Source organism: Geodermatophilus sp. SYSU D00758 (genome assembly GCF_054049955.1).
Genome location: NZ_JBJGYK010000002.1, coordinates 135255 through 148942, shown reverse-complemented (window position 1 = coordinate 148942; position 13688 = coordinate 135255). Strand labels below are relative to the sequence as shown.

The following is a 13688-nucleotide window of genomic DNA, read 5'->3' as shown; positions in this document are numbered from 1 at the left end:
CGTCGGCTCGCAGAGGTCAGGCGTGCGGTGACGACGCGGAGATGGCGGTCGTGAGATGAGCGGCGAGGTCGTCGTGAACCGGTGCATGTCACTCGACGGCTTCATCGCCGGTCCCGGCCGTTCGATGGACTGGGGGAACGATCGCGCTCTCGCCGACTTCGTGGCACCGGACGATCTCGCGGGGATCGCAGCGGCCACCGGCGCCATGCTCGTCGGCCGGCGGACCTGGGAGGTGGGCGCCCGGATGAAGACCGAGAAGCCGGACAGCGTCGACTACCCCTTCTCCGGACCCGTGTTCCTCCTCACCCACAGGCCGCTGGTGCCGCCGGACCCGGACGTCACGATCCTCACCGGCGACATCGGCGAAGCGGTCGCCACGGCACTGGACGCTGCCGGCGGCAGGAACCTCGAGATCCTCGGCGCCGACGTGGCCGGCCAGTGCCTGCAGCGGGGGCTCGTCGACGAGATCCTGGTGTATCTGCTGCCGGTCCTGCTCGGCGACGGCATCCGCTTCTCGCCCCCGGGCCTCGCGAGGACAGACCTGGAACCGATCGGCAGCACGCGGTCGGGCGACGCCACCATCCTCCGCGTCCGCGTCCGCGAGCTGTCGGACCAGACTGTCCGACAGCGCCGGATCCCGCGCGCCGGGGTCACCCCGGCCGACCCGCTGTAGAGATCACCACACGATGCGCGCCCGGGGAGCGGCCGACGCCCACGCCGCGGGAGGACCCGGCGACGGCGTCCACGGACAGCGGACAGGTGACGCGGGGTGTCGTCGGTCAGGTCACTGGCGTACGGCATGCCGTGCACGGTGCCGACCGTCCCTGCTAGGGCGGTCGCAGCCGAACAGGACACACCCGGTCAGAACTCGTCGGGGCACCAGGGGGTGACCGGCCAGCGGAACGCGGTGGCCGCCAGCGTCACCGCGCCCGGGCTGACCTCGGTGACCCGGCCGGCCGCCTGCAGCGTCGCCAGCGAGACCCCGCCGAGGTAGGCGGCGGCCAGCGCCTCGACGTCGGCGACAAGGTCGGGGTCGCGGTCGGTGGGGGCGCAGTGCCCACCTGCCGGGTGGCCGGTCAGCCGCCAGCGGCCCTCGTTCCACGGGCAGAACCGGTCGCGCACCTCGAGCACGAGGTCGACCGGCGCCGGGTAGCGGCGGGCGGCCAGGGCCCGGTCGACCTCCACCAGCCGCACCCACAGCCCGTCGAAGGGCTGCGCGTTCAGGGCCCGCGGGTCGGCCAGCAGGTGGCGGACGGGGTCGTCGGGAGACAGCAGCGGCGCCCGGACGGTCCGCACGAGGTCCACCGAGAGCAGCAGGTTCCAGAGCGCGGCGTAGGCCGGCGTCCCGGAGGCGCGGACCTCCTCGACGGTGATCGTGCCGTCCGGCTCGCCGGCGTCGGTCCAGCCGGCCTTGAGCCGGAAGGCGGCGTACCCGCTGACCGTGCCGTCGGGCTCGGTGCACAGGGCGTACTGCCGCTCCATCGCGCCCTCGCGCTGCGTGGGGTCGTCGCGCACCTGCCGGTCCCACCAGCGGTCGTCGCGGGCCAGGTTGCCGGGGACCCAGCGCCGGAGGCGCTCGTGCACCGCCGGCGCTGCGGCGCGGTAGGCGGCGGCGTCGACGAGGTCCACCCGGCCCGCCCCGAGGTCGACGTCCGGGCGCAGCCGCAGCCGCTCGGTGCGCCCGTGCAGCCCGCCCTTCCAGGTGGCGGTGCCGTACCCGAACCGGCCGTAGATGGAGGCCTCCGAGGCCCACAGCGCCGCGACCGGCTCGCGGCCGCGCATGGCGTCGAGCTGGCGGCGCATGATCCCGGTGAGCACGCCCCGGCGCCGGTGGGTGGGGGAGACGGTCACCCAGGTCACCCCGCCGCAGGGGACGACGGCGCCCGGCACGGTCAGCTCGCGGCTGTAGACCCCCGAGGTCGCGACCACCCGGTCGCCCTCCCACAGGGCCAGGGACCGGTCCAGCTCCGCGTACGGCGGGACGGCGTCGACGAACGAGGACGGCCCCTCCTCGGCGAAGACGGTGTGCATGGCGCGGGCGAACGCCGGCCACTCGTCGGCGGTCACGGGGCGGAGGTGGTCGGCGAGCTCGGTCACCGCTGCTGTCTACCGGGTGGGGACGACGGGAGGCGACCCGGTCACCGGTCGAGCGCCCGCGCCACGGCGTCGCGCACCGCACCGCGGGAGGGCCCGCCGTGGCCGGGCAGCACCACGTCGGCGTCCAGCCGGGCGAGCGCGTCCAGCGCGGCGGCGGGCCGGGTCGTGGTGGGACGTCCGCGGCAGCAGCTGCGGGCCCGGCCGCGCCGAGGTCGGGTGCCCGGTGACCAGCGCGTCGCCGGGGAGGACGACGCCGGCCGCGGGCAGGCGCAGGGCGGTGTGACCCGACGTGTGCCCGTGCGTCGGGACCGGCACCGGCGCGCCCGGGAGGTCCGGCGGCCCGCCGGGCGGGAACGGCAGGACCGACGTTCCCGGCATCTCCCGCGTCCCCCCGCGGGTGAGCGCGCGCACCGCCCGGGCGGCCACCCGCGGACGCCAGGAACCCGCCGGCACGCGGGGCACCGTCACCTGCTCCAGGCGCTCCCGCCGGACGTGGGCTGCATGGACCGGGTCGGCGGGGACGGGAGTGCCGTGGGTCGCCTGCAGCCGGGGCACCCGCCCGGGTGGTCGGTGTGGGCGTGGGCGACCACCACGGCCCGGACGTCCTCGGTGCGGTGGCCGGTGAGCGCGACGGAGCGCTCCACGTCGTCGGCGTCGCCCGGGTGGCCGGCGTCCGCCAGCGTCGGGTCCGCGCCGTCCTCCAGCAGGTACCGGTTCACCCGGCCCCGGTGCGGGGGCCCGCCGCGAGCCCGCGCGCGGTGGGGGGGCAGCGGGGTCCTCCTCAGCCGCGCAGGTAGGCCAGCGTGGCCATGACCCGGCGGTGGTGGTCCTCGTCCTGGGCCAGGCCGAGCTTGGCGAAGATGCGCTGGGTGTGCTTCTCCACCGCGCCCTCGGTGACCACCAGGAGGCGGGCGACGGCGCTGTTGGAGTGGCCCTCGGCGATCAGGCCCAGCACCTCTCGCTCCCGCGGGGTGAGCCGGCGCACCGGGTCGTCGGCGCGGCGGCGGGCGAACAGCTGGGCCACCACCTGCGGGTCCAGCGCGGTGCCGCCGGCGACGACGTCGTCCAGCGCCGCGACGAACGAGTCGACGTCGGTCACCCGGTCCTTGAGCAGGTAGCCGACCCCGCCGCGGCCGTCGGCGAGCAGCTCGTCGGCGTAGGCGACCTCCACGTACTGGGAGAGCACGAGCACCGCCGTCCCCGGCACCGCCGCACGCGCCTCGACCGCCGCGCGCAGGCCCTCGTCGGTGTGCGTGGGCGGCATGCGGACGTCGACCACGGCGACGTCCGGGCGGTGCTCGCGCACCGCCCGGACCAGGGAGGGCCCGTCCCCGACGGCGGCGACCACCTCGTGGCCCTCGTCCTCGAGCAGCCGGACCAGACCTTCCCGCAGGAGCACCGAGTCGTCGGCGATCACGACCCGCACGGGACCTCCGCGACCAGCCGGGTGGGCCCGCCGGCGGGGGAGTCCACGGTGAGGACGCCGTCCACCGCGCGCAGCCGGTCGGCCAGGCCGGCCAGGCCGTGCCCGGGCGCGGCCACGGCACCGCCGCGGCCGTCGTCCTCGACCACGACCCGCAGGGCGGGGCCGGCGACCACCACGACGACCTGGCAGGCGGTCGCGCCGCTGTGCTTGGCCACGTTGGCCAGCGCCTCGCTCACCACGAAGTAAGCGGTGTTCTCCACGACCGGTGCCAGGCGCTCCTGCGGCAGGTCGACGGCGAGCTCGACCGGCACGGGCGAGCGGGCGGCGACGGCGGCCAGCGCCGCGGCCAGGCCGCGGTCGGCCAGGACCGGCGGGGCGATGCCGCGGGAGAGGGCGCGCAGCTCCTCCAGCGCCTCCTTGGCCAGACCCGCGGCCTCGCCGAGCGTGGCCCGCGCGGCCTCGGGGTCGCGCTCGAGCTGCCGCTGGGCGCGGGAGAGGTCCATGCCCAGCCGCACCAGGTGCTGCTGCGGGCCGTCGTGGATGTCGCGCTCCAGCCGGCGCAGGGCCACCGCCTCGGCGGCGACGGCGGCGTCGCGACCGCCGGCCAGCCGGCCGATCTCGGCCTGGGTGGCGGCGCGCGAGGTCAGCAGCGCCCGGCCGACCTGGGCCTGCAGGACGGCGACGGCCCGCACGGCGAGCGGCAGCAGCAGCGCGAGGACGACGCCGATGAGGGTGTAGAAGGCGATCCGCTCCCCGCGGCCGGTGTCGAAGCCCATCACCTGCAGCAGGTCCTGGCTGCCCTCGCTGTCGGGCAGCGCCCAGTCCCAGGCGCCGTACGTCAGCCCGCCCAGGGCGCCGGCCCAGAAGGTGACCGTGATCGAGAAGCCGAGCACGGCGAACGGGAACCGGACGACCGCGTGCAGGGCGTCGAGCCAGCACTGCGGGTCGCGCAGCGGCGTGGTGAGCCGGCGGACGCGGCCGCCGGTGGGGGCCGCGTAGGCCGGCCGCGGCAGCGGGCGGCCCAGCACGGCCGGCAGCCAGGCCCGCTCGGCGGCGGCCAGGCCGCGGGCGGCCAGCAGCGTGGCCGCGAGCACGGCCACGCCCACCCACACGACGAGCAGCCCGGCGCCGGTGGCCAGGCCGGTCACGACGACGACGAAGGCGGCCAGCCCCAGCGGGAAGGCGGCCAGCGAGTAGCCGGTGTCGACGCCGAGCTGCCGCAGCCGACCGCGGAGGGCGACGGCGGGCGGGGGAGCGGGCACGGGCGGCCGGACCGCAGTTTCGGTGGTCATGCCGTCGAGCCTGGTCGCGGGCGGGCGCGGGGCCGATCCCGCCAGCAGGCCGATCGGGTGTCGGGCTGACCCGACAGGTGGGTGCTCATCTCGGCGGCGATGGTCCTGGCCCGTCCCGGCGGTGTCCAGCACCCGGCTCGCTACTGTCGGGTCCTAGCCGTGGCCCCCCGCCGCCGTCGTGCCCCCGCGCGACCGGGTGCCCGGCCGGGGGAGGTCCCGTGCGCGCAACGACCGTGCCGATCGTGCTCACCGTGCTCGTGGTCGGCAGCGGGTGCACCAGTTCGTCGGGCTCGGACGCCGACGCCCGGGAGTCCGCCGCGGTGACCACCGCGGAGCCGGACGCCGGGCTCACCCTGGTCGCCGACGAGGACCCGGTCGCGGCGGCCGTGTCGGCCAGCCGGGCGCTGTTCGACAGCGCCGGGGTGGTCGTGCTCGCCCGGGACGGCGACACCCCGGGCACGCTGCTGGCCGCCTCGGCCGCCGCGGGCCTCGGCGTCCCCCTGCTGCTGGAGCCCGGCGGCAGCGACGGCGGCGGCGCCGTCGCCGAGGAGCTGGAGCGGCTCGGCGCGGGCACCGTGCTGGCGGTCGGGGAGGCCGAGGGGAGGGCCGACGGCGGCGCCGAGGTGGTGCGCGTCCCGGCCGACCCCGCCGCGGTGGGTGAGGCCACCGGGCTGGACCTCGGCGACCCGCAGCAGGTGGCCGACGGCGAGGCGGCCGCGGCGGTCGCCGGCCTCGACCCGGAGGAGCCGGTCGCCCTCGTCGCCGGCGGCGGGGCGGAGGAGGCCGCCGGGGAGGACCCGGGCACGCTGCCCGAGGTGGAGCGCGGCGAGCCGCTGGCCGACACCCTCGTGCTGGCCACCGGTGCGGACGGCGAGCTGGCCGGCCTGGCCACCGCCCGGGCCGCGGGCGCGCAGGTCCAGCTCACCGACGGCGCCACCGACCCGCGGGCCTCCGAGGAGCTCGTGGCGCTGATGGGCGAGGCGGACCCGGGCAGCGTCGTCGCCCTGGGCACCGGGTTCGCCGCGGAGGACGGCCTGGACTGGAAGCTGCAGACCGCGGCCACCGGCACCCAGCTGCCCGGCGGCGGGCAGCTGCTGTTCCCGGAGCACTTCCTCGTCGCGCTCTACGGGCACCCGGGCACCGGCGCGCTCGGCGTCCTCGGCGAGCAGCCGCTGGAGGCCGCGATCGAGCGCGCCCGGGCGCACGCGGCGCCGTACGAGCCGCTGGTCCAGGACGCCACCGTCGTCCCCTCGTTCGAGATCATCGCCACGGTGGCCTCGGAGTTCGCCGGTCCCGACGGCAACTACTCCACCGAGGTGCCCGCCGAGGAGCTGCGGCCGTGGGTGGAGGCCGCGGGCGAGGCCGGCCTCTACGTCGTGATCGACCTGCAGCCGGGGCGCACCGACTTCGTCACCCAGGCCGAGCTGTACCGGTCGCTGCTGGAGATGCCGCACGTCGGCCTGGCCCTGGACCCCGAGTGGCGGCTGGAGCCGAACCAGGTGCACCTGACCCAGATCGGGCACGTCGACGTCGAGGAGGTCAACCGGGTGATCACCTGGCTGGCCGACCTCACCCGGGAGAACCAGCTGCCGCAGAAGCTGCTGGTGCTGCACCAGTTCCGGGTCGACATGCTGCCGGGCCGCGAGCAGCTCGACATGTCACGGGACGAGCTCGCGGTCATGGTGCACGCCGACGGCCAGGGCGGGCAGGCAGCCAAGCAGGACACCTGGCGGGTGCTGCACCAGACCGGCCCGGAGGGCCTGTACTGGGGCTGGAAGAACTTCTACGACGAGGACCTGCCCATGCTGACCCCGGAGGAGACCATCGCCCAGGTCGACCCGCGCCCCCAGCTGATCAGCTACCAGTAGGCCGCCGGGGCTCCCGTTCCGTCGGTCCCCTGTGGTGAGGTGACCGGGCCATCGACTCCTGAGGAGGGCCCGTGACCACCGTCGTCGGCGAGGAGCTCGACCCGCGCCTGCTCGAGCACCGGCGCGAGCTGACCGGCTACTGCTACCGCATGCTCGGCTCGGCGTTCGACGCCGACGACGCGGTGCAGGAGACCATGGTCCGGGCCTGGCGCGGCCTGGCCGACTTCGAGGGCCGCTCGGCGCTGCGCTCGTGGCTGTACCGCATCGCCACGAACGTCTGCCTCGACCAGCTCTCCGGCCGGCAGCGGCGCGCCCTGCCGATGGACCTCTCGGGCTCGCCGTGGAGGCCGGTGGAGGCCTCGCTGTCGGCCCGCCGGCCGGCCGAGGCCTGGGTGGAGCCGGTGCTCGACCGGAGGGTCGTGGCCGAGGACGCCGACCCCGCCGAGCAGGCGGTGCAGCGGGAGTCGGTGCGGCTGGCCTTCGTCGCCGCGCTGCAGCACCTGCCGCCGCGCCAGCGGGCGGTGCTGCTGCTGCGCGACGTGCTGCGCTGGAAGGCCGACGAGGTCGCGGGGCTGCTGGAGACCACGGTGGCGTCGGTGAACAGCGCGCTGCAGCGGGCCCGGGCGACGCTGGGCTCGCTGGACGGGGAGTTCCGGTCCCAGCCGCTCGACGACGACACCCGCGACCTGCTCGACCGCTACGTCGACGCCTTCGAGCGCTACGACATCGACGCCTTCGTGGCCCTGCTGCACGAGGACGCGACCCAGCACATGCCGCCGTTCGAGATGTGGCTGCGCGGCCGCGAGGACATCGGCGCCTGGATGCTCGGCCCCGGCGGGGGGTGCCGCGGCTCGAAGCTGCTGCTCACCGAGGCCAACGGCGCACCGGCGGTGGCCCAGTGGCGCCCGTGCGAGGGCGGTGGTCACACGCCGTGGGCGCTGCACGTGCTCGAGGTGCGGAACGGGCGGGTGGCCCACATCTCGAGCTTCCTCGACCTCGACAACGACCTGTTCGCCCGGCTCGGCCTGCCGGCGCAGCCCCCGGCCTGACGAACGGCCTGCCCCCACCACCCGCGCGTCCGCGGTGACGCCCCGGGCGGGTCCTGCGGGGTGACCCGGCGCGGTGGGCCGGGTGGGCCCGGTCGGGTGGCGGGGTCATGCGCCGCTAGCGTCCCGGCGCATGGCCCACCCCGTCCCGACCGACGACCGCCTGGAGCGGTGGGAGCAGGCCGCCGAGTGGCCGCTCATCGCCGCCGCCGTCCTGTTCGTGGTCTCCTACGCCTGGCCGGTCATCGACCCGGACCTGGCCGCGCCGTGGCCCGAGGTGCTCACCGTCCTCACCTGGGCGACCTGGACGGTGTTCGCCGTGGACTACCTCGTCCGGCTCGGGCTGGCGAGCGACCGGCGGGCGTTCGTGCGCACCCACCTGGTGGACCTCGCGCTCGTCGTCCTGCCGCTGTTCCGCCCGCTGCGGCTGCTGCGCCTGGTGACCCTGCTCAACGTGCTGAACCGGAACGCCGGCCGGTCGTTGCGCGGGCGGGTGGCGGTGTACGTGGCGGGGGCGACGACGCTGGTGCTGTTCCTCGCCGCCGTCGCCGCTCTCGACGCCGAGCGCGACGCGCCGGACGCCAACATCACCGGCTTCGCCGACGCCGTCTGGTGGGCGTTCGCCACCGTGACCACCGTGGGGTACGGCGACCGCTTCCCGGTGACCCCGACCGGCCGCGCGATCGCGGTCGGCCTGATGCTCGCCGGCATCGCCCTGCTCGGCGTGGTGACCGCCGCGCTGGCGTCGTGGCTGATCGAGCGGGTGGAGGAGGTCGAGGAGGAGTCGCAGGCGGCGACCCGGCGGGACGTGCACGCGCTGGCCGACGAGGTGGCCCGGCTGCGGGCGGAGCTGGCCGCCCGGCCGGGCTCCGAGCCGGCCCGCGGCGGGTGACGGGCCGGCCCGGCGCGGGTCAGGCCGGCGCGGTCGCCGGGACGGCGGTGCAAGCGGCGGCGAAGCCGGCCACGACCTCGTGGACGCGGTCGCGGTCGTGCTCGTTGAGCACGTCGTGCAGGTCACCGGGGAAGGTCACGACGCGGGCGCGCGGGAGCTGCGCCGCGCTCGCCCGGGGGTCGCCGACGCGGACGATCTGGTCGTCCTCGCCGTGCACGAACAGCACCGGCAGCTCCGGCAGTCCTCGGGCCAGGCCGGCGGCGGCCTCCGGCCACACGCGGACGAGGGCCCGCAGGGTCTCCGGCCGGAAGCCCCCGTGCCAGGTCAGCGGGTCGTGGAGGAGGGCGTGCACGTACTCGGGGTGCGTGCTGAACACCTCGCCGGGGTCGACGGCGACCTCCTCCTCCGGGCCGTCGGCGAGCATCGCCTCGACCCACTCCTGCCGGCGCAGGGGTGCTCCCGAGAGCACCAGCCCGTCGGCGGTGCCGGGGGAGCGCAGCGCGAGCAGGTAGGCGGCCAGGCCCCCACCCGAGTGCCCGACGAGCACCACCGGCCGGCCGGGGTGCCGGTCGCGGGCGAGGTCGGTCAGCTGCCGGGCGTCGTCGACCCAGCCGTCCCAGTCGAGGACGGCGCGCTCCCCGTCGCTGCGGCCGTGCCCCATGGCGTCCATGGCGTGCACCGCGGCGCCGTCGGCGACGAGCCGCCGGGCCAGGGGGTCGTAGAGGCCGAGGTGCTCGCCGTAGCCGTGCAGCAGGACGACCACGCGCTCCACCCCGCCGTGGGGCAGCCAGGCCTCGTGGTGGACGCGGCCGTGGGATCCGGTGAAGAAGGACATCGTCGTGCCTCTCGGGGAGGGGGCCGGCGGTCGCCCGGCCCGGTGCTCCCGAGCCTCGGGGGCGCGGCTGTCGTCGCCCTGTCGTCGCGGTGCCGCGGACGGCCTCCCGGGCACGACGGCCGTGTCAGACTCCACCGGACCGACGTCGAGGTGGACGGCCATGCTGTTCCGTGTGCTCGGTCCGCTGGAGGTCGAGGTCGGGGCCGAGCGGATCACGATCGCGGGGGAGCGGTCCCGCGCGCTCCTCGTCGCGCTGGTGCTCGCGCCGGGCACCGCCGTCCCCACCTCCCGGCTGGTCGACACGCTGTGGCCCGACGCCCCGCCCGAGGACCCGGCCAACGCGCTGCACCAGGCGGTGCGGCGGCTGCGGGCCGCGCTCGGCCCGCTCGGTGCCCTGGTGCGCCGCCGGGCGCCGGGCTACGAGCTCGCGGTCGACCCCGCGGCCGTCGACGCCGAGCGCTTCGAGGCCGCGTGCCGCGAGGCGCGCCGGGTCGGCGCGGCCGACCCGGCCGGCGCCGTCCGCCTGCTCGAGGAGGCCCTGGCCCTCTGGCGGGGGCCGGCCTACGGGGAGTTCGCCGACGGGCCGGCCCGGGCCGCCGCCGTCCGGCTGGAGGAGTTGCGGACGACGGCCCTCGAGGAGCGTGCGGCCCGGTTGCTGGCCGCCGGGGCGGTGGCCGACGCGGTCGCCGCGGCCCGCGACCTGGTGGAGCGGGAGCCGCTGCGCGCGCGGCCGGTCGAGGTGCTCGTGCAGGCGCTGGCCGCCGACGGGCGGCCCGCCGAGGCGGTCGAGGCCTACCACCGGCACCGCCGGCTGGTCGCCGACGAGCTGGGCATGGACCCCTCGCCCGAGCTGCGCGAGCTCGCGACCCGCGTGCTCCGCGGCGACACCCGCCGGCCGGTCCCGCGGGTCCCCTCGCCGTCCCGGGCGCTGCCGTGGCGACCGGACGCCCTGCTGGGGCGGGAGGAGGACCTGGCCCTCCTGCGCAGCTGCCTGCGGACCCAGCAGCTGGTCACCGTGGTCGGCCCGGGCGGGGTCGGCAAGACCCGCCTCGTGCTGGAGGTCGCGCACGAGCTGGCGGCCGGGGGGACGCGGGTGTGGTGGGCGGACCTGTCCACCGCGGACGCCGATCGCCTGGCCGACGTGGTCGCCGGCGCCCTGGGTGCCGAGACGCCCCGCGGGCCGGACGCCGTCGGTGCCCTCGCCGCCACGCTGGGCGGGTTCCGCGGCGTCCTGTGCCTGGACAACGCCGAGACGGTCCTCGCGCCGCTGGCCCCCCTGGTGGAGCGCCTGCTCGAGGCCGCGCCGGGGCTCACCCTGCTGGCGACCAGCCGGGAGCGGCTCGAGGTGGCCCGCGAGCACGTGCACCTGCTGGCCCCGCTGCCCCTGCCCTCCGGCGCGGACCGCGGCAACCCCGCCGTCCGGTTGTTCCTCGACCGGGCGCCCGGGCTGGAGGCCGGGCGGCTCCCGGACGACGACGTCGAGGTAGTCGCCCTCATCTGCCGCCGGCTCGACGGCCTCCCGCTGGCCATCGAGATCGGGGCCGCCCGCGCGCCGGCGCTGGGCCTGCACGGGTTCGCCGAGCACCTGGACCGGGGGCTCGGGCTGCTCACCGGGGGCCGCCGGACCGCCGCGGAACGGCACCGCTCGGTGCGGGCGGTCGTGGACTGGTCCTTCGGGCTGCTCACCGGCGACGAGGCCCGGCTCTTCCTCCGGCTGGGCGTCTTCCCCGCGTCCTTCTCCCTGGACCGGGTCGAGGCCGTCTGCGGGGACGACGGGGTGCCCGCGGCCGAGGTGGCCGGCCTGCTCGGCCGGCTGGTCGACAAGTCGCTGGTCCAGGGCGGGCGGGGCCGGTTCTGGCTGCTGGAGACGCTGCGCGCCTACGCGCGGGAGCGCTGCGACCCGGGGGAGCGGGCGGTCCTCGCCCGGCGGCACGCGGAGGACGTCGCCGCCCGGCTGGCCGCGCTGAGCCCGCGGCTGGCCGGCCCGGACGAGGCGGAGGTGGCCGCGGCCGTCGCCGCCCTCGAACCGGACCTGCACGTCGCCTGGGCGCACGCCGTCCGGCACGACCGGGGGCTCGCGGTGCAGATGGCCGCCGACGTCATGGACTACGCCTACGTCCGGCAGCGGCTCGACCTGCTGGAGTGGGGGGCGACCGTGGCCGGGTGGGAGGGCGTCGAGCACCCCCGGCTGCCCGACGCCCTGGCGGCCGCCGCCGCGGCGGCGTGGGCGGTCGGCCGGATCGCCGAGGCCGGGGAGCTCGCGCGCCGCGGCGTGGAGGCGGCCGGGGGGTTCGACGCGCCGTCGGCGGGGCGCGCGGTGAACCAGTGCGCCTGCGTGGCGATGTTCCGCACGCGCGGCGAGGAGGCGGCCGACCTGTTCGGCCTCCGGGCCCGGCTGCACCGGGCCGTCGGCGAGGAGGTGATGGGCCTGCTCGGCGACCTCTCCGTCCACCAGGCGCTGACCTACGCCGGGCGGGCCGCCGAGGCGGTCGAGGCCCTCGGGCCGCTGCTGCAGCGGGCGCGGGAGCTCGGCAACCCCGGCGCCCTGTCGTGGGGGCACTACGTGCTGGGGGAGGCGCAGGCCACGCTCGACCCGGCCCGGGCGCTGGCCGCCTACGACGCGTGCATCGAGCACGGGATGCCGGTCGGCAACAAGCTGTACGTGATGCTGGCCCGCACGTCGGCCGTGGCGCTGGTGGCGGTGCACCAGGCGCCGCAGGAGGCGATCGCCGAGTTCGAGCGGGTGCTGGGGGAGTGGGAGGAGATCGGCAGCGAGCTGTCCCAGTGGTGGGTGCTGCAGAACCTGGCGGTCTCGCTGACCCGGGCCGGCGCGTGGGCGGACGCCGCGCTGCTGGCCGGGGCGGTCTCGGCCAACGCCGACCGCTTCCCGGCCTTCGTGCGGGAGGAGGACGGGCTCCAGCGGGCGGTCGACGAGCTGGGCCACCACCTCGGGGCGGCCGAGCTGGCGGCGCTGCTGGAGGAGGGGAGCCGGCTGCCGATCGCGGCCGCCGCGGCGCACGCCCGGGCGGCCATCCGGCGTGCCACGTGATCAGGCCGGCCTGCTCGTGGCCGGTCCTGGGCTCTGACGGCGTTCCCGCGGGGACGCCGGGACCTGCGCTGCCGACCTCGAGGGTGCGGGAGGATGCCGTGGTGCCGGAACGGGAGCGGATCGACCGGGAGGCGCTGCACCGTGGCGCCCAGGTCGCCGTCCTCTCCGGCCTGGTGCGCGGGGACGACGTCGACGACCTCGTGGTGGCGGTCGCTCCCAGCCACGTGCCCGGCCGGTTCAGCCCGGACGTCGCCCTGCTCGAGCTGGCCGTCACCGCGCTCGACCTCGCCTGCCCGGCCGGGGCCGAGCCGCTCCAGTACGAGGGCCTGCGCGAACGCCTCCTGCCGGAGGTTCCGTTCCGCGGCCGGGTCGAGCACCGCAACAGCCAGTACGCCCTGTACGCCGCCGCCTGCATGCGCGGCGGTCTGCAACCCGACCTGCTCTCCGACGCCGGCTGGTGGCAGGCACCGCTGTGGCAGTACGCGCTCTTCGCCGTCGTCATCTACAGCCGCGCGGCGGCCGAGCGGCTGGCCGTGCCGGTGGAGGAGATCGCGCGGCGGATCGCCGCGGGGCACGACGTCGAACCGGGAGGTGCGTGACCTGCGCCGGTCGCCCCGGCGGTCGGGCCGGAGCGACGTGCCGCAGGACCCTTGCGGGGCCGGCCGATGTGCCCGAGGGTCATGGCCGGCGTGTTCCGGCTGACGGGTCGGATCGACCTTCCTAGGTCGTCGCCGGAAGGTGAGGGAGGGTGCGGGTGAACGGGCAGAGCTGTGCGTGCGACACGTCCGCCGACGTCCGCGTGCTCCTCGTCGACGACCACCCGCTGGCGCGCCGGACCCTGGCGGACGTGCTCTCCGAGGAGGACGGGCTCAGCGTCGTCGGTGAGTGCGAGGACGGCTCGCAGGTGGTGGAGGCAGCCGCGCGCCTGCGACCCGACGTCGTCTTCATGGACCTCTCGATGCCGGTGATGGACGGACTGGCGGCGACGCGGGCGCTGCGTGCCGCTCGGTCCGAGGCCCGGGTCATCGTGCTGAGCGCGGAAGGCGGCGAGGCGCGAGCCGATGCCGTCGTCGCCGGGGCGCACGCCCTGGTCCCGAAGGGCACCCGTCTCGGTGCGCTGCTGCGCTGCCTGCGCACGGTCGCCGACGGTGGCTGGGACTGCCCCTACTGCCTGTGAACCGGT

At 77.2% G+C, this 13688-nt stretch carries 12 protein-coding genes; 7 read left to right on the top strand and 5 right to left on the bottom strand.

The features are described from left to right. The first annotated feature begins 55 nt into the window (after positions 1-55). Positions 56-673 carry a dihydrofolate reductase family protein gene (locus tag ACI8AC_RS02600; RefSeq protein ID WP_456894886.1) on the top strand — a complete coding sequence of 206 codons (618 nt, stop codon included), beginning with the start codon at positions 56-58 and terminating at the stop codon, positions 671-673. Positions 674-861: 188 nt separating this feature from the next. Here ACI8AC_RS02600 and ACI8AC_RS02595 read toward each other — a convergent pair whose 3' ends face one another. From ACI8AC_RS02595 to ACI8AC_RS02580, 4 genes are all read right to left on the bottom strand, one after another. After that, positions 862-2097, bottom strand: a complete 1236-nt coding sequence (locus tag ACI8AC_RS02595) for a GNAT family N-acetyltransferase (RefSeq protein WP_456894884.1) — start codon at positions 2095-2097, stop codon at positions 862-864. A 464-nt stretch (positions 2098-2561) separates the two neighbouring features. Continuing rightward, a complete protein-coding gene (locus ACI8AC_RS02590; protein ID WP_456894882.1) occupies positions 2562-2816 on the bottom strand; it encodes an MBL fold metallo-hydrolase in 255 nt (84 codons plus the stop codon). Between the two features lie 62 nt (positions 2817-2878). Then, the gene (locus ACI8AC_RS02585) at positions 2879-3523 is read right to left on the bottom strand and encodes a response regulator (protein ID WP_456894880.1); all 645 of its coding nucleotides are present in this window, start codon (positions 3521-3523) and stop codon (positions 2879-2881) included. Further along, on the bottom strand, positions 3511-4815 hold the full coding sequence (locus ACI8AC_RS02580) for a sensor histidine kinase (protein WP_456894878.1): 1305 nt from the start codon (positions 4813-4815) through the stop codon (positions 3511-3513). The genes ACI8AC_RS02585 and ACI8AC_RS02580 overlap by 13 nt, the downstream gene beginning before the upstream one ends. Positions 4816-5033: 218 nt before the next feature. Here ACI8AC_RS02580 and ACI8AC_RS02575 point away from each other — a divergent pair, with 218 nt between their 5' ends. The 3 genes from ACI8AC_RS02575 to ACI8AC_RS02565 all read left to right on the top strand — a co-directional run bounded on the left by ACI8AC_RS02575 (position 5034) and on the right by ACI8AC_RS02565 (position 8621). After that, positions 5034-6683, top strand: a complete 1650-nt coding sequence (locus ACI8AC_RS02575; protein ID WP_456894876.1) for a hypothetical protein — start codon at positions 5034-5036, stop codon at positions 6681-6683. Between the two features lie 71 nt (positions 6684-6754). Beyond that, the gene (locus tag ACI8AC_RS02570) at positions 6755-7732 is read left to right on the top strand and encodes a sigma-70 family RNA polymerase sigma factor (protein ID WP_456894874.1); all 978 of its coding nucleotides are present in this window, start codon (positions 6755-6757) and stop codon (positions 7730-7732) included. Between the two features lie 130 nt (positions 7733-7862). Further along, entirely contained in the window at positions 7863-8621 is a 759-nt protein-coding gene (locus ACI8AC_RS02565) for a potassium channel family protein (protein WP_456894872.1), read from the top strand. A gap of 19 nt (positions 8622-8640) precedes the next feature. Here ACI8AC_RS02565 and ACI8AC_RS02560 read toward each other — a convergent pair whose 3' ends face one another. Beyond that, positions 8641-9456, bottom strand: coding sequence for an alpha/beta fold hydrolase (locus ACI8AC_RS02560; RefSeq protein WP_456894870.1), 816 nt, complete (start codon positions 9454-9456; stop codon positions 8641-8643). Between the two features lie 160 nt (positions 9457-9616). On the opposite strand from ACI8AC_RS02560, the gene ACI8AC_RS02555 reads away from it, so the two are divergent. From ACI8AC_RS02555 to ACI8AC_RS02545, 3 genes are all read left to right on the top strand, one after another. Then, positions 9617-12505 (top strand): BTAD domain-containing putative transcriptional regulator, encoded by a 2889-nt coding sequence (locus ACI8AC_RS02555; RefSeq protein ID WP_456894868.1) that lies wholly within the window; start codon positions 9617-9619, stop codon positions 12503-12505. Positions 12506-12606: 101 nt separating this feature from the next. Then, on the top strand, positions 12607-13104 hold the full coding sequence (locus ACI8AC_RS02550) for a hypothetical protein (protein WP_456894866.1): 498 nt from the start codon (positions 12607-12609) through the stop codon (positions 13102-13104). Between the two features lie 149 nt (positions 13105-13253). Further along, positions 13254-13682 carry a response regulator gene (locus ACI8AC_RS02545; RefSeq protein ID WP_456894864.1) on the top strand — a complete coding sequence of 143 codons (429 nt, stop codon included), beginning with the start codon at positions 13254-13256 and terminating at the stop codon, positions 13680-13682. Positions 13683-13688: the final 6 nt, after the last annotated feature.

What these genes read in the sequence shown, in the direction of transcription:
- ACI8AC_RS02560 (WP_456894870.1), bottom strand. Translation starts at nt 9,456, where the DNA reads ATGTCCTTCTTCACCGGATCCCACGGCCGCGTCCACCACGAGGCCTGG.
- ACI8AC_RS02580 (WP_456894878.1), bottom strand. Translation starts at nt 4,815, where the DNA reads ATGACCACCGAAACTGCGGTCCGGCCGCCCGTGCCCGCTCCCCCGCCC.
- ACI8AC_RS02565 (WP_456894872.1), top strand. Translation starts at nt 7,863, where the DNA reads ATGGCCCACCCCGTCCCGACCGACGACCGCCTGGAGCGGTGGGAGCAG.
- ACI8AC_RS02600 (WP_456894886.1), top strand. Translation starts at nt 56, where the DNA reads ATGAGCGGCGAGGTCGTCGTGAACCGGTGCATGTCACTCGACGGCTTC.
- ACI8AC_RS02555 (WP_456894868.1), top strand. Translation starts at nt 9,617, where the DNA reads ATGCTGTTCCGTGTGCTCGGTCCGCTGGAGGTCGAGGTCGGGGCCGAG.